This window comes from Ferroplasma sp. (genome assembly GCF_031200575.1).
Classification (GTDB): domain Archaea; phylum Thermoplasmatota; class Thermoplasmata; order Thermoplasmatales; family Thermoplasmataceae; genus Ferroplasma.
The window spans coordinates 579643-602453 of the sequence record NZ_CP133597.1 but is presented as its reverse complement, the minus strand read 5'-3'; the positions used below and the strand labels follow the sequence as shown (position 1 = coordinate 602453).

Annotated in this window: 23 protein-coding genes; 12 read left to right on the top strand and 11 right to left on the bottom strand. The window is 39.6% G+C overall.

All coding sequences use genetic code 11. The features are described from left to right. The first annotated feature begins 15 nt into the window (after nucleotides 1-15). Genes serS through RE471_RS03380 form a run of 4 tightly spaced genes read left to right on the top strand, consistent with a single transcriptional unit; the run spans nucleotide 16 to nucleotide 5041 of the window. Nucleotides 16-1350, top strand: a complete 1335-nt coding sequence (gene serS / locus RE471_RS03395) for a serine--tRNA ligase (RefSeq protein ID WP_309215379.1) — start codon at nucleotides 16-18, stop codon at nucleotides 1348-1350. After that, complete coding sequence (locus RE471_RS03390; RefSeq protein WP_309215378.1) at nucleotides 1350-2555, top strand: mechanosensitive ion channel family protein; 1206 nt, start codon at nucleotides 1350-1352, stop codon at nucleotides 2553-2555. Before serS ends, RE471_RS03390 begins: the two co-directional genes overlap by 1 nt. A 51-nt stretch (nucleotides 2556-2606) precedes the next feature. Beyond that, nucleotides 2607-3773 carry an AAA family ATPase gene (locus tag RE471_RS03385; RefSeq protein ID WP_309215377.1) on the top strand — a complete coding sequence of 389 codons (1167 nt, stop codon included), beginning with the start codon at nucleotides 2607-2609 and terminating at the stop codon, nucleotides 3771-3773. Nucleotides 3774-3778: 5 nt separating this feature from the next. Continuing rightward, complete coding sequence (locus tag RE471_RS03380) at nucleotides 3779-5041, top strand: hypothetical protein (protein WP_309215376.1); 1263 nt, start codon at nucleotides 3779-3781, stop codon at nucleotides 5039-5041. Here the strand turns inward: RE471_RS03380 and RE471_RS03375 are convergent. Continuing rightward, nucleotides 5033-5497, bottom strand: coding sequence for a DUF1641 domain-containing protein (locus RE471_RS03375; protein ID WP_309215375.1), 465 nt, complete (start codon nucleotides 5495-5497; stop codon nucleotides 5033-5035). The genes RE471_RS03380 and RE471_RS03375 overlap by 9 nt on opposite strands. Nucleotides 5498-5506: 9 nt before the next feature. Next, complete coding sequence (locus RE471_RS03370) at nucleotides 5507-6640, bottom strand: FAD/NAD(P)-binding oxidoreductase (RefSeq protein ID WP_309215374.1); 1134 nt, start codon at nucleotides 6638-6640, stop codon at nucleotides 5507-5509. A gap of 141 nt (nucleotides 6641-6781) precedes the next feature. Here RE471_RS03370 and cobA point away from each other — a divergent pair, with 141 nt between their 5' ends. From cobA to cobM, 4 genes are read left to right on the top strand one after another with little or no spacing between them, the layout of a single operon-like run. Continuing rightward, a complete protein-coding gene (gene cobA, locus RE471_RS03365) occupies nucleotides 6782-8071 on the top strand; it encodes a uroporphyrinogen-III C-methyltransferase (protein WP_309215373.1) in 1290 nt (429 codons plus the stop codon). Next, nucleotides 8058-9251 (top strand): precorrin-6y C5,15-methyltransferase (decarboxylating) subunit CbiE, encoded by a 1194-nt coding sequence (cbiE, locus tag RE471_RS03360; protein ID WP_309215372.1) that lies wholly within the window; start codon nucleotides 8058-8060, stop codon nucleotides 9249-9251. Before cobA ends, cbiE begins: the two co-directional genes overlap by 14 nt. Next, nucleotides 9244-9903, top strand: coding sequence for a precorrin-2 C(20)-methyltransferase (locus tag RE471_RS03355; protein ID WP_309215371.1), 660 nt, complete (start codon nucleotides 9244-9246; stop codon nucleotides 9901-9903). The genes cbiE and RE471_RS03355 overlap by 8 nt, the downstream gene beginning before the upstream one ends. Beyond that, on the top strand, nucleotides 9894-10652 hold the full coding sequence (cobM, locus tag RE471_RS03350; RefSeq protein ID WP_309215736.1) for a precorrin-4 C(11)-methyltransferase: 759 nt from the start codon (nucleotides 9894-9896) through the stop codon (nucleotides 10650-10652). The genes RE471_RS03355 and cobM overlap by 10 nt, the downstream gene beginning before the upstream one ends. Here cobM and RE471_RS03345 read toward each other — a convergent pair. Further along, a complete protein-coding gene (locus RE471_RS03345; protein WP_309215370.1) occupies nucleotides 10635-11699 on the bottom strand; it encodes a hypothetical protein in 1065 nt (354 codons plus the stop codon). The genes cobM and RE471_RS03345 overlap by 18 nt on opposite strands. 141 nt (nucleotides 11700-11840) lie before the next feature. Between RE471_RS03345 and RE471_RS03340 the strand changes: the two genes are divergently transcribed. From RE471_RS03340 to purQ, 4 genes are all read left to right on the top strand, one after another. After that, nucleotides 11841-12833: an FAD-dependent oxidoreductase gene (locus RE471_RS03340; RefSeq protein WP_309215369.1), complete on the top strand. Its 993-nt coding sequence runs from the start codon at nucleotides 11841-11843 to the stop codon at nucleotides 12831-12833. Nucleotides 12834-12976: 143 nt separating this feature from the next. Then, a complete protein-coding gene (gene fbp, locus RE471_RS03335; RefSeq protein ID WP_309215368.1) occupies nucleotides 12977-14122 on the top strand; it encodes a fructose-1,6-bisphosphate aldolase/phosphatase in 1146 nt (381 codons plus the stop codon). A gap of 174 nt (nucleotides 14123-14296) precedes the next feature. Then, nucleotides 14297-14446 (top strand): 50S ribosomal protein L40e, encoded by a 150-nt coding sequence (locus RE471_RS03330; protein ID WP_298275086.1) that lies wholly within the window; start codon nucleotides 14297-14299, stop codon nucleotides 14444-14446. Continuing rightward, complete coding sequence (gene purQ, locus RE471_RS03325) at nucleotides 14436-15218, top strand: phosphoribosylformylglycinamidine synthase subunit PurQ (protein WP_309215367.1); 783 nt, start codon at nucleotides 14436-14438, stop codon at nucleotides 15216-15218. Before RE471_RS03330 ends, purQ begins: the two co-directional genes overlap by 11 nt. Here the strand turns inward: purQ and RE471_RS03320 are convergent. From RE471_RS03320 to RE471_RS03285, 8 genes are all read right to left on the bottom strand, one after another. Beyond that, on the bottom strand, nucleotides 15207-15773 hold the full coding sequence (locus tag RE471_RS03320) for an AAA family ATPase (RefSeq protein ID WP_309215366.1): 567 nt from the start codon (nucleotides 15771-15773) through the stop codon (nucleotides 15207-15209). The genes purQ and RE471_RS03320 overlap by 12 nt on opposite strands. Before the next feature lie 2 nt (nucleotides 15774-15775). Then, nucleotides 15776-16066, bottom strand: a complete 291-nt coding sequence (locus RE471_RS03315) for a hypothetical protein (RefSeq protein ID WP_309215365.1) — start codon at nucleotides 16064-16066, stop codon at nucleotides 15776-15778. A 40-nt stretch (nucleotides 16067-16106) separates the two neighbouring features. Continuing rightward, nucleotides 16107-17375 carry an ORC1-type DNA replication protein gene (locus RE471_RS03310; RefSeq protein WP_309215364.1) on the bottom strand — a complete coding sequence of 423 codons (1269 nt, stop codon included), beginning with the start codon at nucleotides 17373-17375 and terminating at the stop codon, nucleotides 16107-16109. Between the two features lie 83 nt (nucleotides 17376-17458). Then, nucleotides 17459-18745 (bottom strand): folylpolyglutamate synthase/dihydrofolate synthase family protein, encoded by a 1287-nt coding sequence (locus RE471_RS03305; RefSeq protein WP_309215363.1) that lies wholly within the window; start codon nucleotides 18743-18745, stop codon nucleotides 17459-17461. An 84-nt stretch (nucleotides 18746-18829) separates the two neighbouring features. Beyond that, nucleotides 18830-19435: a TenA family protein gene (locus tag RE471_RS03300; protein ID WP_309215362.1), complete on the bottom strand. Its 606-nt coding sequence runs from the start codon at nucleotides 19433-19435 to the stop codon at nucleotides 18830-18832. A 122-nt stretch (nucleotides 19436-19557) separates the two neighbouring features. Further along, on the bottom strand, nucleotides 19558-21009 hold the full coding sequence (locus tag RE471_RS03295; protein ID WP_309215361.1) for a family 1 glycosylhydrolase: 1452 nt from the start codon (nucleotides 21007-21009) through the stop codon (nucleotides 19558-19560). A 12-nt stretch (nucleotides 21010-21021) separates the two neighbouring features. Beyond that, nucleotides 21022-21933: an ABC transporter ATP-binding protein gene (locus tag RE471_RS03290; protein ID WP_309215360.1), complete on the bottom strand. Its 912-nt coding sequence runs from the start codon at nucleotides 21931-21933 to the stop codon at nucleotides 21022-21024. A 2-nt stretch (nucleotides 21934-21935) separates the two neighbouring features. Then, nucleotides 21936-22793: an ABC transporter permease gene (locus RE471_RS03285; RefSeq protein ID WP_309215359.1), complete on the bottom strand. Its 858-nt coding sequence runs from the start codon at nucleotides 22791-22793 to the stop codon at nucleotides 21936-21938. Between the last annotated feature and the right edge of the window lie 18 nt (nucleotides 22794-22811).

The window sequence follows — 22811 nt, the reverse complement described above, 5'->3', positions numbered from 1 at the left end:
TCAAAGGTTGAGATAATGATAGATATAAAACTTCTTAGGTCCAACAGTAAAATATTCTACGATTCATGCAGAGCCAGGGGCTTTGATACGAATGTCCTTGATGAATTTTTCACTCTTGATTCAAAATGGAAGGAGAACCTTAAGGTTATAAATGACTACAAACATGAAAAAAATACCATAAGTCTTCATATTTCAGAAATGGTAAAGTCAGGTAATGATGAAACTGAGAAGTTGAAAAATAATGTAAGGGAAATTAACGAGAAAATCAGCAGTATTGAGCAGGAACAGAAAATCATAGAAAACCGCAGGAATGAACTGGTGCGCCTCATACCTAACCTTCTGGCAGATGATGTGCCGGTTTGTTCCGGTGATGATAATAGTAAAATTGTAAAATATTACGGGCATGCAATGGTATTCAGCGAGGATGAGGATTATTTTAAAAAGAACAGTATGGGTGCCACAGATTACGAGATACTGAAAAACAGGCCCGTTGACCATCAAACGATCATGGAAAGATACGATCTCGCCGATCTTCAGAGAGCCGGTAAAATAGCAGGCTCCAGATTTTATTTCCTGAAAAACCGCCTATTTAAGCTTGAACTGGCCCTTATTAATTATGCAGTTGATTTTCTTTCCCAGAGAAATTTTACGGTTATGGAGCCGCCTTTTATGATTAATTATGCCTCCATGTCCGGTGCTACAGATATAGAGACATTCAAGGATGCGCTGTACAAAATAGAAGGGGATGACCTTTATCTTATTGCAACTGCTGAGCACCCACTTGCATCAATGCTTGCCGGTGAAACCCTGGAGGAAAGTGAGCTGCCATTGAGGCTTAGCGGCGTTTCACCATGCTTCAGAAGGGAAGCGGGTGCACATGGAAAGGATACCAAGGGCATATTCAGGGTTCACCAGTTTAACAAGATAGAGCAGTTTGTTTACTGCAGGCCTGAAGAATCCTGGGATTACTTCAATGAGCTTGTATCCAATGCAGAGGATATCTATAAAAGCCTCAGGCTGCCATATAGAATTGTAAATATATGTTCAGGGGATCTGGGAAGCCTTGCAGCGAAAAAATACGATATTGAGGTCTGGTATCCCTCCCAGGGGAAATTCAGAGAGGTAGTTTCAGCATCTAATGATACGGATTACCAGGCAAGGTCGCTTAATATAAAATACAGGACCCCGGATGGAAATAAATTTGTACATACACTGAACAGTACTGCAATTGCAACGGAAAGGGTACTTGTTGCAATAATGGAAAATTTCCAGGAGGAGGATAGTATAAAGGTTCCTGATGTTCTAGTACCATACACAGGTTTCAGCGAAATATCTATGGAGGTAAAATAATGTCAAAAACTAAATCAAATCTTGCCGCCAGAAGGGATCAGATATTAAAAATAGTATCAGAGGTCATAATAGGAGTAGTATTGGCAATACTTTCCGGTTTTCTTGCGAACCTATTCATAAACATGTTTCTACCACAGTATAAATCCTACGAAGTATTCGTAGTAGAGACCGTACATGCAGTAATTATACTGATAATTGGATTGCTGGTAGTGGGGTCTTTTATCAAATACCTCAGGGAGGTGCTGATAAAAACCAACCGTGGGCTCTATGGGATATCACTGATTGTTAGAATTATTTTTTATATAATAATACTTGCTCTGGTGATGAGCGCGTTCCATGTGAGCGTTACAGGAATACTGGCAGGGAGTGCAATAGGCGGTGTGGTATTGGGCCTTGCCGTGCAGACGGTCGCCTCCAATGTTCTTTCCAGTGTATTTGCAACATCTTCCAACACCATAAAATTCGGGGAGGTTATATCAGTCAATTCATGGGTATGGAGCATAGAGACAACAGGAAAAGTTGTAGATGTTAAAACTCTGTTTTCAAAGATACTGACAAAGGACAACAATGTAATATACCTGCCAAATTCTGAAATACTTGGAAACAGTGTTATAACTGAGTTCAGAAATAACGGCAGCAATTATGTTTATCCACTGAACATAACTGCACAGGCCGATGTTCCGGCTGACAAAATACTGGAAGAGGTAAATGCAAGAGATGACCTTAAGGATATGAAATTCTTCCTTTCCAGCAAAAACGGTGTCAGCAATACATTCGAGGCTTTGATATCATTTAATGAGGTTACGGAAATAAATGAGAAAACTGCCAGGGCGAATATGGCAATCGATGGGGCATACTGGGATATAAAATCAAAATTCAATGTTCTGGGGCCAAATTCAATGTATGAAGGATCAGAGATAGTTTATCCGGTTACAGTAACACTGAATTCTGATGTTCCGTCTGAAAAATTAATTGAAGAAACTGGAAAATTGCTACCTGATACAGAGATAATACTTCTGACAAGGGGGGCAGGAACAAATGTCTTTCTTGCAAAGGTTAAACTATCCGGAAGAACCATGGAGAAAACCATAAACGAAACGAATCTAGCCTTCGAGCAGGCATACAGTGAATTGAAAAAAGAAAGCGAGCCGAAGACAGAGGACAAAAAGCCAGATGGCGGTAAACCAAGTAATGAAAAACAGTAAATTGTTTACCTGGCAAAACTTTATAAAACATTGTTTTAATTTGTTATAAGAATGAAAAGCATCAACAAAATTTTTGAGGTACAGAACTATCTTACAAATATGTTTGTGGGCAGGGAAGATGTAATAAACGGTGTACTTGCTGGATTGATATCTGGAGAACCAACCCTCCTGGTTGGCCCACCAGGCACGGCAAAAACGTCCATAATAGACACAATGAGCAAGCTTATGAACGCCCGTTATTTTTACTATCTGCTAACAAAGTTTACTGAGCCGGAAGAATTGCTTGGGCCCATAGACATAAATGCTCTCAAAAACGGTGAGTACAGAAATATAATAACAGGAAAGCTGCCCGATGCAAATATAGTATTTCTGGATGAGATATTCAAGGCCAGTTCAGCCATAAGAAATACACTGCTTGATATAATGCTGAACCGCAGGCTTCCCAACGGGGGTGTAATGATGGATCTTGATCTTCTGGGCATTTACTCTGCAAGCAATGAAATTTCTGATGATGAAGAGGATATGGCACTCTATGATAGATACCCCATAAAGGTATTTCATGGTTATGTAGAGAGAACTATTCTCAGGGACCTGCTTGATAGGGGCATAAACATGGAAGCCAGGAAAGGTGAAGAAAAACCATTTATAAGCATAGAGGAGGTGAGGGACCTTCAGACTGAGGCAGTGGAAAGGCTAAATCATCTCAGGAGCATGAGCACTGACGTTATAGATAGATACATGGAAGCTCTGTTCCAGCTGGAGGAAAATGATGTAATACTCAGCGATAGAAGGAAAATAAAACTCTTGAAGATTGCATCTGCTTTCAGCATATTGATGAACTCTAAAGTAATTACAGGGAATGATATAGCAATGGCACTTCGGTACAGTGCAGATAGCGAGGATTACAAACCTAAAATAGAGGCAGCCATAATTGATTCGAAACTTGAGAACAAATCAGAGATCGTACAGAAGGCTGAGACCACCATGGAAGAAACAAAATCCCTGATACAGGCCACAGAAGATGCTATAAACAGGAACTCACCATACAACGTTGTCCTAGATCAGCTGAGCCTTCTTGAGATTTATATAAAGAAGCTTGAAAAGATGAAGTTCGATCTTGGGAGTGACAAATCACCATACCATAAGGATATTGTAAACAGGATAAACTCATCTCTCAACTTTGCTGGGGAACGATATGAAAAACTTAAGGGAAGATGATTTTAATGGGTGATTCCACTAAAAGCAATATAACAGGCATACCGGAAAACAGCACGGTCTACAGAATTACCATGGAGAGGCTTGTAAGGCGCGTAAATATAGATCTTGACCGGAATACGGCAGAGGAGATAAAGACAGCAGCAGCAGACCTCTACTTTTTGTTCTATTCAGGTATTACGGGAGTTAGCAGAACCAGGAATAAAAATGAATTTATGGAAAGTGTCAGGCTCAAAATGGAATATATGACAAAAACCAAGGACTTTAATCAGGCGAAAACATATTCCATGCTCAATGACAGGCTATCAATGCTTTACAGCATAAATTTTATGAAAGAGCTTAATAGCAATGCAAAAAAGAATATGAACAGGAATGGGAATTCAAATCCGTCACTTAACTCGAAAACAGTTGAAAAATCCATGGAAGACGCCTCGAGGAAGATGGAAACCGCGCATGAAATTGAAAAAATAGTAAAGGACAGAACGCCTGGAGGATCCACAGGGCAGAAGGAGGGATTATCTGTAGAAAGCCTAATTGACCTGACCGACAGGGCAATGAATGTGGAAAATGCAGATAAGATACTTACAATGGCAAATAAACTCGTTGACATAATGCCCAGGTATACAAAAAAAATGCGGGCATATTCAAATACAGGTGAACTTGCCGGGTATTACAAGACCAGGCACATATCAAATGTCCTTTCCAGGGAACTGGCAATGCCTGATGAAATATTTTACTCCAAAATAATCAACGGTTTTACCGGGAAAGAGAAACGGCTTTTGAGCCCCGGTGCATACTATGTACTTCTTGATAAAAGTGGAAGTATGTATGAAGGCGATAAAACACTGTGGTCCAGATCTGTTGCCCTTGCACTGTTCAGGATAGCCAGGAGCAAGAGAAGGAAGTACTTCTTCAGGTTTTTTGATAACAAGCCCCATGACCTCCTTTACAGTCCGCTGGACATAGTTGACAATATACTTACTGTTGAGGCAAACAAGGGGACCTGCATAGAGTGTGCTTTGAAAACGGCATTAATGGATCTTGAGAAGGGGCATATAGCAGATGAAACAAACACCATCATAATTATCACTGATGGGGAGGACCGCGTAAATACAGATGATATTTTCAGGAAGGATTCAACAACAAAACTCATAACGGTAATGATAAATGGATATAATGAAGGGTTGAAAAAGATAAGCACCTCGTACATGGACGCAAAATTAAACCAGTCCGGAGCCCTTGAGCTCCTGGAGCTTGCAAGGTCAGTCTAACTTTTTAAGCACATTTCCAAAGGCTTTCAGTCCGGAAATCATTGCATTTAACCCCGCTGCAACCTCCGGATCCTTGAGCATTCCCATTATTTTAAGCACAGAAAGTGGGTGAGACCCAGATGCTCCTTCACGAACTGCCTCAGCAATGCCCTGGCTATTGAACGAGATAGCCTTTATCATATCTGACATTTCCCTGTTGGACAGCAGGAATAGGGCTGAAATCAGTGTATTTCCAGATTTTGATATGGTTTCGAGCATATCCTTTGATGTAAATGCCCTTGCGAAAAATGCCAGGTTGTCCGGAATCACATCACTGCTTATATAATCCAGCGCCTCCACAAGCCCGGCTGCCTTCAACCTTTCCATTAACCTGAGAAATGCAAGAACAACATCCATATTGTTCTCAAGTGCAGACTCTAACTCATTATCCTTTAATAAATCATCATTTCCGTTCATAACAACCACCTAAAGTATACCCCTTATTATTGAGGAGAAATATGTATCTCCAGAAATGTACTTAAGAAAATAATCTGTTTTTGATGCAAAATTTACAAATGGCTTGGAGTAGTAATCAAAGGAGAGGGTAAACCCTGTCTGGCCGGGATACACGCTGGAACATCCCATAAATCCGTCAAATTTATCCTCATTGTAAGTTCCATCAGTGTCTGATGCAATTCTCCCTGCAACATAGGCGGCCTCTGAATGCCCCAGAGCACCGACCTTCATGGGAAAATTAGCCGCATCGCCCACCACGTAAATGTTGTCATAATCCCTGTACCGCATTGTAAATTTATCCACATCAATGTATCCGTTACCGGTGCCCATGCCGGATTCCACTACAACCTTCTGCCCCATATGTGGGGGTATCAGGATAAGTGTATCATAATCAATAGATTCCCCACTTTCCGATATTACGGCATGCTTATCTGAATCAACATTTTGCGTTTTGAACTTCGGAACAAAATTTATTCCAAGGTCCGAAAATCCCTTTTTTTCAAGGTCTGAAACGTTTTTAAATGGAAGGACATCGTCCATGGGAACTATAAGAGTTATCTCGCTTTTGTCCCTTATGCCCTTCTTTCTCAGTAGAGCATCAAGCCCGAAAACAAACTCTTCAGGTGCAACAGGGCACTGGAAAGGAAGACTTGCAGGGCCAACCACTATTTTCCCCCCTTTTATGGATTTAAGTTTTTCTCTCAGCTTTATAACGTGTTCCATATCATAAAAATGGTATACATCACTGTTATATCCGGGAATATTTTCTGGAACAAGCCTATCTCCTGTTGCAATAACCAGGTAATCGTATTCCACTATGGCCCCATTCTCAAGAATAACCTGCCTATTATCCGGATTAATCTTTTTGGCCTTGGACTTTATTCTCCTGATACCGTAATTTATAAGCGAATCTGTGGGTTTCACAGTATCCCTGTAATCAATACCATAAAATGGTATAAGAACACCTTCTGGCTTGAAATATGTTTTTTCAGAATCTCCTACAATCGTTATTTCAACATCATTGCCTGTACGCATTCTCAATTTATTTGCGGTTATTATTCCAGTATTGGCATCTCCCAGTATAATAACATTGATTTTATTCATACATGATAAGTTTCTATGGTTATTTAAATTATTTCCCAATGGAAAGATTTATGTATCTCTGTATTGGATTCTTCCCATAGAATATTGTCGCTTCAAATAGAGAATTCGTAATATTATATATTAGATTAAAATAACCTTTTCATGGGAAAGGCGTACATAGTTGGCTGTGGGCCGGGAAATAAAAACATGCTTACTCTGGCCGGTGCAAGAATAATAGCCATGGCTGATGTTTTAATTTACGACCACCTGATCAATCCCGAGATACTTGATATGGCTAAACCCGGATGCAATAAAATTTACGTTGGGAAAAAACCTTATGTTAAAAGAATATCGCAGGAAGAAATTAATAGATTGATTGTGAACGAAACCCTGAAAACTAATATAGTGGTAAGGCTCAAGGGTGGAGACCCCTTTCTATTCGGCCGCGGTGGGGAGGAGATTGAGGAATTAATAAAAAATCATATAGAATATGAGATTGTTCCAGGCGTGTCGGCGCTGATTTCTGTACCCGAATCTGCCGGAATACCACTGACACACAGAAACGTTAACCATGGTGTGATAGTCACTACAGGAAACAGTGTTGAGAATTTTAGCATACCTGACTGCCATAATTTCAATTGCAGTATGTATACACTTGTTATTTTCATGGGGGCGTATAATTTGAAAGGAATAATTGAAAAGCTCCTGTTATCAGGGTATAGCAGTGATACGCCTCTGGCAATTGTTGAGAATGGAACATATAATCACCAGAAAACCTTCACGGGAACACTGGGGAATATTAGCTATACATACAGCGGGTCCCCCTCTATAATAGTTGTTGGAAACGTTGTGGATTACCATAAAGATTTTCAGGTTATTGAGAACAGGAAGTATTCAGGCAGGATCATAACAGTATTTTATGATTTTTTCCCGCCACCTACGGAATACCTTGAAAGTGCGGGGTTCACAGTATATAAAATCCGGGAATCCCAGATATTCCCTGAAAAAATGGACGTTGCATATCTATCAGGCAAAAATATAGCCATTGAGGGCAGATATGTGGAAACAGTCTTTTCTGAAATGAGAACTTCCATGATAGACATCAGGAAAATAGGTAAAATTGCAACTGACAGTACGGGAAAAGAATTGCTTAAAGCGTATGGGATTTTTGATGTCTGGGATATCTCAGAAATTGATGATACATATATTAAACTGGCAGATGGCGCGGGAGGAAGTATGCCTGTGGCGAGACTTGAAAAGGTTAGCTTCAATGGGTACATTCAGGATTATGTTGAAAAATCCGATATGATAGTTATGGCAGGTGCATCCGATTCCATTCCGGAGGGGATAAAAATCTCAAGGGAAATTCCCTTAATAAGGGTAGAATATCCCTATGATGGTTTCCAGGAGAAAACCCTGTCATTTTTTGAGGGAGATTATGAAGAGGATTAACATTGTTGGTGTTTTCCCCGGAAGGGATCTGAGACATGAAGCCCTAGAGTGCATAAGTAGCAGCGATATTATATTCTCAGGAGAGCGCAATATGGATCTTTTTGATAAATCCGGTAAGCAGGTTATTAAAATTGGAGAATTAAAAAAATTCCGCGAGGATATGGCCTCTGCATACAGGACAGGCAAAGTTATAACTGTGATGGCCACAGGAGACCCACTATTTTATGGTATTGGGAAGTATATTACTGAAAACTATAAACCGGATGAAATTATGATTATCCCTGAGGTAAGCTCTATTCAGATTGCGCTTTCCAGAATTGCACTTAACTCAATGGGCCTGTACACAATAAGCCTCCATGGAAGACCCATTAAGGGGCTGGCACAGAAAATAAGGAATAAAACCAAGATAGGCATATTTACAGATAATCTGAACACGCCTGCTGCCATAGCAAGATACATGATAAGATTCGGGCTCTCATCATATATGGCATATATATTCGAAAACCTTGGATATGAAAATGAAAAAATATCAAAGCTACCGGTGAGGGAATTGGCCGATAAGGAGTTTAGTTACCTTAATGTTATGATACTCATATCAGAAAACAGTACTAAAATCTCTTTGCCCGATGACGATATGTTTGCCAGGCATAATGGAAATATTACTAAAAGAGAAGTAAGGAATATTTCATTATATGATCTGGATATAAATGATGGTGAGACCTTATGGGACGTGGGTTCGGGATCTGGGTCTGTGGCAATAGGTGCCTCTTTCCAGAACTGGAACGGAAATATTTACGCAATAGAAAAAAAGGCGGAACTCTGCATGAATATAGAATCCAACATGGAAATGTGTGCATCCGATATAAATATTATAAATGGGATGGCACCTGAGGCACTTCACGACCTGCCAGATCCTGATTGCGTTTTTATAGGGGGTTCTTCAGGAAAAATTAAGGAAATTATGGATTATTCTTTCAGAAGAATGAAAATAAATGGGAGAATGGTTATAAACATAACAACCATAGAAAATTTAGAGGATGCCATGGATTATATAAAATCCAGAAATCTGAATTCTGAAATAAGACAGGTAAATATATCCCGGCTTATGCCTGTATCAAAATACAGAAGATTTGTACCTATGGATCAGATTTACATTATAAAGGTGATCAAGAATGAGTAAATTCACAGTAGTTGGTCTCGGTCCGGGAGACCCGGAACTGGTAACAATGAAGGGATACAGGGCACTGAATAATGCGCAGATCATATTTTATCCAAAAACATCCCTGAATTCCGCGGAAAACATACTGTTATCCCTGGGAATTGATAGGGAAAAACTCAGGCCAATGGAATTTCCTATAGGCAGCGAAAAGTTACAGGATCTCTGTGCTGGATATGGAAAGATGATAATGGAGACATATTACAGGAATGTAGAATCGGTGTATGCTGTAGAAGGAGAGCCAATGTTATACAGTACATTTCTTGATATAAATCCATTTCTGGATATTGAATACACAATAATTCCTGGAATCAGCTCTATGAACGGGATTTCAGCTGCCATGAAAATTATTCTGGCAACAAAGGATGAACCCCTACAGATAATTCCGGCAATAAAGGATTACAGGTATATGGAGAGCAGGATAATGTCCATGCAGAATACGGTTATATTCAAGGCCATAAGGGCTAAGGATATTATTAAGGATATTATAATCAAACATGAAATAAAGGATTATTTTATTATGAGTTACGTATCTACAGATCAGGAAAGAATTTATAATAATATTGAAGATATAAGGGATTATATGACTATAGTGGTGATAAAACGATACATATAATAGGTGCTGGACCGGGGGACCCGGAACTTCTTACAGTAAAGGCAAAGAGGATCATAGATCTGTCAGATGTTATTATTTATGCTGATTCACTTGTGAACCCTGAAGTGTTCCAAGATAGCAGGGCGGATAAAATAATAAAAACCTCAACAATGAACATAGATGAAATTAATGAAACCGTTAAAAAATATTATGATGATGGAAAGGAAATCGCAAGGCTACACAGTGGTGACCCTTCCGTATATGGCGCAATTAACGATGAAATGCAATTTTTCAGGGAAAATGGCATGGAATTTGAAATAATTCCTGGGATTAGTTCAGTATTCGCCGCGGCTGCAAGCCTGGGACTCGAACTTACAGCCCCGGGTACAACACAATCTGTCATACTTACCAGGGTTCCAAGAAGAACGGAGCATTTTGAAAAAGAAGACCTGGAATTGCTGGCTGAACATAAAACATCACTGGCAATATTTCTCAGTGCTTCCAACGCCAGAAAGGTTAGTGAAAAGCTGATCAATGCAGGATATTCTCCGGAGGACCGTGCAATAATAGCATACAGGGTTTCATGGCCGGATGAGAAAATGATAATGTCTACTATAGGAAATCTGGAACATGCAATGTTCGAAAATCGGATAAACAGGCAGGCCCTAATAATGGTAGGCGGCAATATTTCATACTATTCAAATAAAAAATCATATCTTTATAATCCAGATTTCACGCATTTATTCAGGAAATCATCCAAAAAGGATTGAAATAATATGATCCTGATCCCTGCCAATTGTGTGTATTCTCTGGGTAATAAATTCCTTAGAGAGCTCATCCTGGTCTGAGGATTTTTCCGGGAGAGAGTTTACAAGGGACTTGATGTAGCTTGATTCTATTATCCTGTAAAATATCCTGCCAAAATCCATGGTGTCCAGTAGTTCAACATCGTCCATTTTCAGAGAAGCCAGTTTCTTCTTTTTCCCTTCAAGATCAGTAATTTCGTTGAAGAGTTTTCCCAGAGCGTCTGTAAGAATTTTTAAATCTAGGTGCTTCAATAGATCCTGGCTGTCCATTATTTTAAGGATCTTCCCGGCATTATTGAACTGTATGTCAATAACAGGAGAGCCCTTTTCAAATTTGAAGTTAAATGTCTTCTGTTCCCGTGACCTGACAAAGCTGCATTCAAGCCTGCTCCCGTTTATTTGGCCGGATGTCAGGTGATATCCATCAAGGCTCTCATAGATCACATCCTCTCCATTTACTGCCACAGGAACCCTTATTCCATTATAAAGAGATGCAAAAAATGGATTTTTCATAAACTGGCTTTCCTCTGGATTTAAAAGGAAGGTATATGCAATCCCGTAACTGGAATTTATGGATTCCAGGATTTCAGTCCTGTTATCTTCCACAGTAATTTTGATATCGGAATTTAATACGGTAAATGGATTTAGGGAGAGGAATGCCTCCATTACCCTGGTGCCATTTTCCACATCCTTCTCCATGCCTGATTTCAGGTCAGCGATCTCTGACAGTGCCTCATGGGAGTTCCTTGTAAAGAACTGTTCTGCATATGTGTTTATAGATTCCATTATAGTATCTTCATACAGGCCAAAATCTTTATAACTCAGAACAAATTGATCTATATCCTCCTTTATCCTGCTTTTCATTTCCTCTATGGATTTTTTATCTTTTTCTAATTTTTTGGTAATTTCTTGTATGTGATCTGCCTTTATGTCCCTTTCCACTTCATATGAAAACGAGTCTAAAAGGTAAGAAAAAATGTTTTTTAACTCATTCAAATCGTTTTCATCCATTATAACTTATTATTTCATTGTATTTAATCAATAACATTAAGGCACCGAAATTACGGCCTTTGGGTAATTTTCATATGCCACCCTTTTCTGCGTGGACCCTAGGAAAATTAATAAAAGGATATAATATCACCACTGGAAAAAATGGCGGGGAGGATAGTTATTCTTGGAGGTGGTATTGCCGGCGTCTCTGCAAAATTGAGAAACAGGCATTCAGTACTGATTGATGAAAATCCTTATCTTACAATGGCGCCTAGGATTATGGATATCATATCCGGCAGGAGCCCTGATTATCCCCTTATACCGAGGAAACTTGATCACACAGGCAGGGTGCAAAGCATAGACTTCGAAAACAGGAGAGTACACCTTCATAATAAGGATATTACATATGATAGGCTAATAATTGCACTGGGGCATTCACAGAATTACAGTTTTATAAAAGGATCTAAATATATACACGGATTTTCAGGATATGGCGATGCCATGTCATTAAGAAATGAAATAATGCATAAAAAACATATAATAATCATAGGAGGCGGCTACCTTGGAGTAGAACTGGCAGGCGCCATAGGTGGAAACCGGGTTACAGTGATGGAGGGTGGAAAACAGATTCTGGCAGGATTGCCCTCCAGGTTTGCAAAAACTGCCTCTGACCTTCTATCCAGTTCTGGTGTGAACATAGCACTGGAAAGCCCGGTTGAGGAAGTGAAGAGAGACGCTGTAATCGCCTCAGGAAAAAGATATGAATCTGATCTTACACTGTTTGCCGGCGGTTTTACCGGCAATATACCAGAGACTGCCCAGGATATAACTACTAAAAATTCCAGAATTGCCGTAAACTCATATCTGCAGTCCCTGGATTACCCGGATGTTTATGCTGCAGGTGACACAATGTTCGTTGAAAACGGAGGATTCATTCCAATGTCTGCCATAATTGCAAGGTCAGCCGGAATAACCGCAATGGAAAATGCCATGGGTTTCAGAAAAAAATTCAAACCCAATAATTTTGCCAATATAATTCGTGTGGGCAAACATTATTTCGGAACTGTTGGGAATACCTTTGTACAGGGGATACCAGCCAGATTAATAAAAGAAGCCGCAGTGGCACTCACAATCAACCATGCAAAAGAGATATGATATATAAACATTTGTTTTTTTAATTTCGTTTATCTGGATATATTTTTATATTATGCAAAAAATATGCATATCATTGTATCTATCAACATATTACCATTCATTATAACATAAAATTTAATAGTTATAAAGGATATAGATAAATTATGAAAACAACAATTTCACACATCAAGGCAGATATAGGTAGCCTGCCTGGGCATACAGTTGTATATCAACCGGTGGTAGACGCAGTAGAAAGTTATGTAAAAAATCATTCTGAGGGTTTGATATCAGATTTCCACATATCCCATATAGGGGATGACATACAGATTACTATGGTTCACACAAGAGGCGCGGACAACGAGGAAATCCACGGCCTTGCATGGAATGCTTTCAAGGCAGGAACCGAGGTTGCAAAAAAGGTTGGCCTCTATGGTGCAGGCCAGGATTTATTGAAGGATGCATTTTCAGGCAATATCAAAGGAATGGGGCCAGGAGTCGCTGAGCTTGAAATAACACCCAGAAAGGCAGAGCCATTCATAATTTATATGATGGATAAAACAGAGCCCGGAGCATTTAACTACCCAATATACAAAATGTTCGGCGACCCTTTCAACACACCGGGTTTGGTGATAGACCCGAATATGCATATGGGATTCAAATTTGAGGTATGGGATATATATAATGGAAAGAAAATATACCTTTCACTTCCTGAGGATACATATGATCTTCTGGCATTTATAGGGTCAAAGGGCAAGTATGTTATAAAAAGAGTATTTACAAAGGATACTCACACAAGGCTTCCCGATGAGAATGTCGCAGTCATAACAACTGACAAACTCTCATTTATTGCAGGGGAGTATGTTGGCAAGGATGACCCTGCAGGCATAGTAAGGATACAGTCCGGGCTTCCGGCATCAGGAGAGGCACTGGAGCCTTTTGCCAATTCATACCTCGTATCTGGGTGGATGAGGGGATCATTCAATGGGCCCATGATGCCTGTTGGGCTCAACAATGCACAGATGACTAGATTTGACGGCCCTCCGAGAGTTGTTGCACTTGGTTTCACCATGAAAGATGGGAAACTTGCAGGACCGGTTGATATGTTCAACGATGTGGCCTTTGACTATGCAAGAACAGAGGCACTGAATATGGCCAACTATATGAGGAGAATGGGTGTGTTCGAGCCACATAGATTGCCTGATGAGGACATGGAATATACAGCTCTTCCAAAGATACTTGAAAAACTTGCCCCAAAGTTCCAGACCATAGAGGACAAAGGTGCAAAATCCGAAATGAAGATTGAGAGATAAATTTTTTAATATTTGGATATATTTTTTATCCTAATTTTATTTATGTGATGCTTTTATTTTCATCTGTTTGATATAAGCAATGATTAGGGGATACAGGCAAATCATGTAATAGGTGATAACAGGCTCACACAACAAAGTTAAAATATGCTTTAAAGATAAGGATTAAGTGATTTTATGCCGTTCGCAGAAGCAATAGAAAGAAGACTAACACGAAAAATATGTATGAGATGTTATGCCAGAAATTCAATTAACGCTACAAAATGCAGGAAATGTGGGTATACTGGATTAAGAGTGAAATCAAAGGAGAGAAAGAGTGCCAAATAATGAGTTAAAGGCAGGCATCCTCAGAATGGAGGGTACCAACAATGAGGAAGAGGCATTCTACTCCCTGAAAAGGTCCGGCTTCGATTCAGAATATTTGCACATCTCCGAGATAGGGAAAAAGAGGTTTGAGGATTATGACCTTTTATTTATACCTGGCGGATTCTCAGCAGGAGATTATATCAGGGCAGGATCCATATTTGCAGCAAGGGTTTTACCCCACATGCACGATCTGGAAAAGTTTATAGATTCTGGTAAAATTTTAATAGGCGTATGTAACGGGTTCCAGGTTTTAAGCGAACTGGGCCTGTTACCAGATGTTGATGGAAGAAAAAACAGGAATATGGTTCTTGCCGTGAATGACTCAAACAGATTTGAATGCAGGTATACGTATATCCGCTACACATCCAGAAACAAAATTTTCAGGGAATATTTTTCAGAAAAGATATTTCAGGTTCCGGTAGCGCACATGGAGGGAAAGGTTTTATTTAATAGTGATAAAACACTGGATAGTGTTCTGGACAATGACCAGATGCTATTCCAGTATACAAATGAAAATGGTACGGATTCTTCATATCCGTGGAATCCAAATGGATCAATAATGGATATAGCTGCCCTATCCAACAGATCTGGAAATGTAATAGGGCTGATGCCACATCCTGAAAGGGTATATTATAACTATCAATTAATGAATGATGGAAACATCTATAAGGAGGGTACTGGAAAACTTTTCTTTGATTCTCTTTACCAGTATACCAGAAAATTACCTGCCTGAATTTTCTGGATTTATTTCCGGATGTCTTTCTATTATGTGGGAAAGCAGCAACCTTACATTTTTATGGTATTCTTCAAGGGTGGAATCGTTTACAATCATGAAATCCGCCAGAGATATTACCTTTCCAATTCCCCATGAGAGTTCCCGTGTATCACGCTGGTGCATGCCAGAATAATCATGCCCGTCATCTTCCCTTTCCCTGTTGAGTATTCTCTGGAGCCTGTCAGATTCATTTGCAAAAACAGCAATCACAAATATATTCTGGAAGTTATTTCTGAAATAATCCAGTTCCTCTTCATTTCTCAGACCATCAACAACGGTTATATCTGGATTTGATATGGACTCTGCAGTTCTTTTTGCCCATATATCCATTCCATATTTTTTTCTCTCCTCTGTGGCATATGTGCCTATGCTTTTGTCATCCATATTTATATTATGCTTCAATGCGTTCTGCTTAACGGTATTTCCCATATGTGCATCTATGAAACCCATTTCCCTTGCAACCTTAACGAATTCATCCTTACCAGATCCAGGCATTCCCGTTATTATTAACATATTTATCCAAATATAAAACCCAGACCGTCCCGGGAACTGTTCTCCTCATCCTTGATCTTCCTGTAGGTATCTTCCTCCTTCGTTTTTGGAAGCTCTTCCAGGGCTCCTTTAGCAATAGAGTCCACGTTCTTGAATATATCCTCAGATCCCTCAATCAGGACTATATATGAGGAGTCGTAACCATAACTGGCACCGTCCTTATACGTTACAGTCTGGCGGCCTACCACATCATCTGCAAGCAAATTATCAAGTGTTTCCCTCTGTGCCTTTGCCAGCTTATATACCTTAAACATAATACCGTATTATAAATGCGTTATTAAATATTTTTAACAATTATTTGCTGTCAAAATCTCCATTTTTATAGGTTTCCACATATGCATCAAAATTTGTTCTAAGCTTTGACTGCCGTACAATCTTTGAACCCTGAAAGCTTGAAAACGCAGGGTCTTCAAGTATATAACCCTGTATGGCCTGTATGGAACCCATAACACGGATGAATTTCATTCTTCCATACCTCCCAAGAGATCTGGTATTTGTTGTTAGCAGTCCTGTATCCTCAAGATCAGAGAGCAGATCTGAAATCCTCCTCATGGTAAGTGGCTGGAATCCAATTTCTGAGCATATATTTCTGTAATTTTCATAGATTTCACCGGTAACTGAAAGGTCCGCATCGGTCTCCTGGGTGAGACATGCACTCAGCAACACCATTTTTGAGTGGATAGGCTGTGTTTTTATGGATTCCTTGAGAACGTTCATTTCAAATCTATCCCTTGCCATATATACGTCTTCAATGGAAATAGAGGATTTTCCATCCTTCAGTGCATAATCTATTGCGATTCTCAATAGGTCAATGGACTTCCTTGCATCCCCGTGCTCCTGTGCACCAAGGGCAGCACACAGATTTATGGCTGCATCTGTTATAAAACCATCCTTAATCACACCAGATACCCTGAACTTTAATATATCCCGTAACTCCATGGCATTGTATGGTGGGAATATGATACTCTCCTGGTTTAACCTGCTCTGTACCCGGGCATCAAGGGTGGAGACAAAGGACGCATCGTTTGTAATGCCTATCATAGAGGCATTGCTTTCTGTTAAAATTTTCAATAAAACATAGAGCGCATCGCTGCCACTTTTCTGGATTAATTTATCTATCTCATCCAGTATTATAACTGTATACCTGCCAGATTTATTTAACCTCCTAACAAGTTCAGAGTATATCCTATCCTGTGGAAGCCCCAGTATTGGTATAGGCGAGTCTCCTGTGTCTATGGCATTGGTTAAATATACCAGGATTGAATACTGTGAATCGTAAATCTCACAGTTGATATAGAGAATATTGATATTTCCGTTAAGGGTCTCTTTGAGCATGTTGGTAACATAAAGAACAGAGGAAGTTTTGCCGGATCCGGATTTACCGTAAAGAAGTAGGTTTGAGGATATACCTCCTGTAACTATGGAACTCATAACCCTAGCTATCCCGTCTATCTGCTTTTCCCTGTGTGGAAAGTTGTCAGGAATATATGAACTGCTCAGCTTCTTAAGGTCGCCGGTTACGTAATCGTTAGATTTGCTGTATTTTATAAAAGGATTGTCCATGGTTATCAGTAATTAGGACATATATACTCTATATACAAATATGTTTTTTAACCTGGTTTATTACTGACTATTTTACCGATAGATTAATCCATGTTAAATGGTCTGACTGACGAATTCAGGTATTTTTTTAACAGACCAACCAGATACATTGAACCTGTGACAAGGATACAGTCTGAATTTGACTTTGCATAGTTATAGGCCTCTATGGGGTCCCTGATAATTTTCATATGTGGAAACATATGCCCAATGTTTTTCCCCAGTATTTGGGGATCTATTGATCGCTCAGGTTCATCAGGTGTGGTCAATATAACGGTGTCAGAAATTTTCCTGAGTATTGACATGTATGCAAAGTAATCCTTGTCATCAAGCATTCCTATTACAAGCGTTGGTTTCCTGTCAACAAACTTCTGGAAGGTTTCTACCACTGCGCTAGCAGCTGGTGGATTATGTGATGAATCCATTATAACAAGTGGTTCCCTGCTTATGACCTCAAACCTCGATGGCCATCTGCTGTTCATTATTCCACTTTCTATTACTGATTTCCCGGGCCTTCCTTCAGGAAGTACCTCCATTGCTGACACTGCAGCACAGACATTTTTTATCTGGAACATTCCAAGATTGGAGGTTTTAATTTGGTATTCATCCTGGGGTGTTTCGAGCAGGAATGACATGCCATCCAGGCTGTATTTCAGGTCTGACACTGAACAGTAATTATTTACCATCACGAGGCGTGAATTCCTGACATCTGAGATTTTTTTAATTTCTGCTACTACCTCTGGCTTATCATCCAGCAACACCACAGGCCTGCCGTTTTTTATTATTCCTCCTTTTTCATGTGCTATTGAGGTCAGGGAACAGCCCAGGCGCTGGTAGTGCTCATACCCTATCTGGGCAATTATACTTACCTCTGGCACAACAATGTTTGTGGAATCCAGCCTTCCACCAAGACCGACCTCTATGGCTGCATAATCTGCATTTCTATCCGCAAAATATTTGAAAGCCATGACAGTTGTTGTTTCAAAGAATGTGGGGTTTCTGTAGTTCATGGCCAGATTGTCTATGTATGCCCTGTTGGAATTCATAAAGTCTATTATATATTGATCTGGTATGGGTTCTGTTCCCATTATTATTCTTTCATTAAAATCTAGAAGATGTGGAGATGTATACATCCCGGTTCTGTATTCCTGCCGTAGGATATTGTAAACATAGGAGGCTATCGAACCTTTTCCGTTGGTGCCGGCTATATGAATGCTCTTGAATTTATCCTGTGGATTACCCAGATGTTCCGCAAATTCCCTGGTTGCCCGGAGGTCCATCTTTATACCCTCCCTCTTTAGACCATAAAGATAATCCAGTGTCTGTTCGATCATTGTAAGGCAATGTTTATCCTGTATTTATTGCTTGCCAGATTATTATGTACAGAGATAAATAAGGCAAAAAATTCACTGTGTAATTTAACTATAACATGAAATCCAGTAATTAAGCTCATATTCAAGGCCGAATTTTATTATCTGTTCCTGGTATTCATCAAGATCCTGATCTCCAAGTATGCTCAGGTACCTATCTGTTATAGACCTGTACGGCGTGGAGCGGTAAAAGTCAAACCAGAATTTGAATTTTTCTGCCGGGCCCGCAACTGCCTCTGCTATATAACCATATGACCACTGGCATGGAAACATTGACAGCATACCATTAATATCTGAATCTCCTGACCATCTAATAAGATGGTTTATATATGAATATGTGGTATAATTCATATCCGTATCCTTTATGCTATCGCCATCCACATTGAATTTCAGAAGCATATCCCGGTGGAATTGGGGTTCATCGCTACCTATGTCACTGTAAAGCTTCTTAATATCCCCGTTGGCTGAGATATTTTTTATTCTTGATCCCGCCTCCTTATAATATTTCAAATACACATGATCCTGGACAAGGTAATATCGAAATTTATCATCCTCCAGCGTCCCATCCCTCATAGATTCTACAAAACTGGAATGAACAATGTCATTTATTATATTCATGACAGTCTGTGAATTCAGATAGCTTCTTAGGTACATAGTGATATATGGTGGTTTATTATATATTTTTAACCTTGCTGTTGGCTGCCCAGCAGATAATGATAGAGATGCCGCTCTTCACATAAAATTATCATGCAATTGCAAAATACTTCCTGTAATGCCTAATAGTCCCTATATTCTTCATCGAACACACCGCTTTCGTGGCATATTTTACTGTAATATTCTGAGGATTCAGTGGGCTTATAATCCCCCCTACTTCCAGTATATAGCCCAAATTTATCCCTGAACCCCCTGGCCCACTCATAATTGTCCATGAGGGACCAGTGGAAGTAGCCCTTTACAGGGACAAAATCTTCCTTAATTGCCTTATGGATCTGTATTAAATGTTTTTCTATAAATTCTCTTCTTAAATTCCCTGTTGCATCTGCAACTCCGTTTTCCAGTATTATAATGGGTTTTCTGTACCGGTTGAACAGAGATACAGCAACAGCTCTTATTCCCTCCGGAAATATATCCAAGTAATTATCTGAGCATTTTTTGCATGGGAGGAAGGCGAATCTATAACGAATATCAACACTGTCATTATCCACATATCTCACAATGATTCTGCTGTAATAGTCTATACCTATAAAGTCGGTGCCTGCGAATTCTTCAGGCCTTGACTCACTGTAAATGCCTGAAAGCGATGGGTCAAAACTCCCGTAGAGTGCTGAATCCAGATATAGCTTATAAAATACATAAGAAACATATTCATTGATAAATTTATTTTTTGGTGTGTCAAATTCTGGCTGGAAGTACGGTACAGCAACATTTATTCCCACAGTGGCAGCGGGGTTTTGCCTTTTGATAATTTTATATGCTATATTATGCGCATAGGCCAAATTTCTTAGAACTCCCACGGTTATTTTGAAATCAGATATGCCTGGAGGGAACCCCTCAAGATTACCGTAAAGATAACCATTAATAGCCAAAATATTCGGCTCATTTATTGTGTGCCAGATATCCACGTATTTATTGAATTTCTTATAAATGTAATAAATATACTTTCCGAATTCCACTACAGTTTTCTTATCCGCCCATCCCCTCCTTTGTGATTCTGTAAATTTTTCGTTGCATTCTACCGGATCGTGGAGCCATATGGGAAGTGACCAGTGATACGCAGTCAGTACGAGTTTTAGCCCCCTGGATTTAATATAATCCATTATTTCTTTATAATGTTGAACTGAGGGTACATCAGCTAAATTTTCCATCTGGCCCATAAATTCTTCAGGAAATTCAATCTCATAAACATCCCCATTTTTGTTTGCAACAGTAGTAACCTTTATGTTTTCTGTGGTTTCCCTGAATATCCTTGCCCAGTCAATACCTATCCTAATTGAGTTATTTCCCATTGAAACGGCATAATCAATATATTTTTTATAATCGTTCCAGAGGTCAGGGCCATCATCCGGGAAATCTCCGCTTACATATGTTTTTTTTATTATAGATTCAGAGTGAACCCATTTATACCAGTCACTTTCAGGTGATATAGAGCCATCTGATCTGCCCATCTCAACCTGAAATGGGCTGGTGGCAGTTCCGAACATAAAATTGTCAGGGAACCTTCTGATCATTAGCCTTCGCCTCTATTTTTCACCAAGTATGGAAATATATGCAGATTCAAGGTCAGATCCATATGAGGAATAGGAAATAACAGGAGCCAGCTTTATCACGTCCTGAAGTATTTCTGCCCTGTCTGATTCCTTTCCTGAAAATTTGATTACAGCTGTCCTCCCATCAGTTTTCAGTAGTCCAGAACCTATTGTTTCCAGCTGTTTTACCAGTGACTCATTGACAGGCCTGAGAAACTCAACAGAGACCGCACTTGTATTGAATTCCTGTGATATTTCTTCTATTTTTCCCTGCTTGAGTATTTTTCCATGGTTTATAAATACAACATCATCACAGGTTTCTGAAACCTCTGAAAGGATGTGTGATGAGAAAAACACAAGTTTTGTTTTTTTGAGTTTAATTATAAAATCCCTGAATATTTTCCTTTCGAATGGGTCAAGACCACTTGTGGGCTCATCCAGTATGACTATATCTGGATCCGATATAAGCACAGATGCAAAAACGGCCCGCTGCCTCTGTCCCTTGGAAAGCTGGCCCATCCTTGATTTCAATGGAGGAAGCTTTAATGCGTCATAAAATTCTTCTATCCTGGATTCCATAGTTTTTTTATCTATCCCCCTGAGCTCTGCAACGAACTGCAGGGACTCTTTTACTGTAAGAAATGGATATGGAGTGGGCGTCTCTATCATTGACCCTACATTCAGCATTGCTTTCTTTGGATGCCTATTTACGTCGATGCCATTCAATTCCGCTGTCCCTGATGTCGGATGTAAAAGGTTAGTCATGACCTTCAATGTGGTTGTCTTTCCTGCCCCGTTCGGACCAAGGTAACCTATGGCACCGTGTCCACTAAAATGGAACGACACATCATCAAGGGCCTTGAATTTACTGTAATTTTTAGATACATTTTTGAAACTTATTTCCATATTTATCCCTCTATCTGCCTCCTAGTATACAGAAGTATTGCTATTACACCACATATTACTATATATGCAATTAACACACCGATACCCTGCATTACAGTGGGGCTAAATGTATAAAATGATGATGCCTTTGCTACGGCCACAGCTGCACCAGGCCCACCAAATCCAGATGAGCTAACAACCTTCGCAGCAGGATATGGCTTCTCGAATATCAGGTACATCACCTCTCCGGCAAAATCCAGAGAAAATAGTGGGTCCACTCCACCTATGGTACCTACAAATGTATCTATTATAGGGAACCCAATGAATAGAAGCAGTACAGAAACTATAATTCCACTTGATTGCCCCTTGAATATTCCTGAAAACAGTGAGGCAAATGATATTGCTGCTGCAAGGAATAAAACCAGTATGCCAAGCCCCTCAAACACAACCGGTGTTACAGTGCCGTAAAGGTAAAATGAGCTTATAATGCCCACAAGAAAGTAAACAAACACTATAATGAAAGATGATATCAGCGCTGCTGTATATCTACCGAGAAATAGCACTGACCTTCTTACAGGCTGAACCAGTGTGTAGTAGGCCGCATTTGTCCCTGTATCAGTAGAAATTATATCGCCGCCAAAGAAGGCCCCTATAATTACAACAAGGTCTGTGGAGAAACTGTCAAGATAATTATAGAAGTAAAATAAGGGGGTGCCGGCCTTCAACATGCTGTATTCATCATGGAGGATTAAGGCTGTTATGCCGATCGAGATTATAAGGGTGAAGAGAAACAGCCCCAGGAACCTTTTCGTACGCAGGTATGATTTAAATTGGTACTTGAATGATATCATATACTGATTGAAGTCGCTGTCATTTTCCATGCCGTATAATCGTTAAGG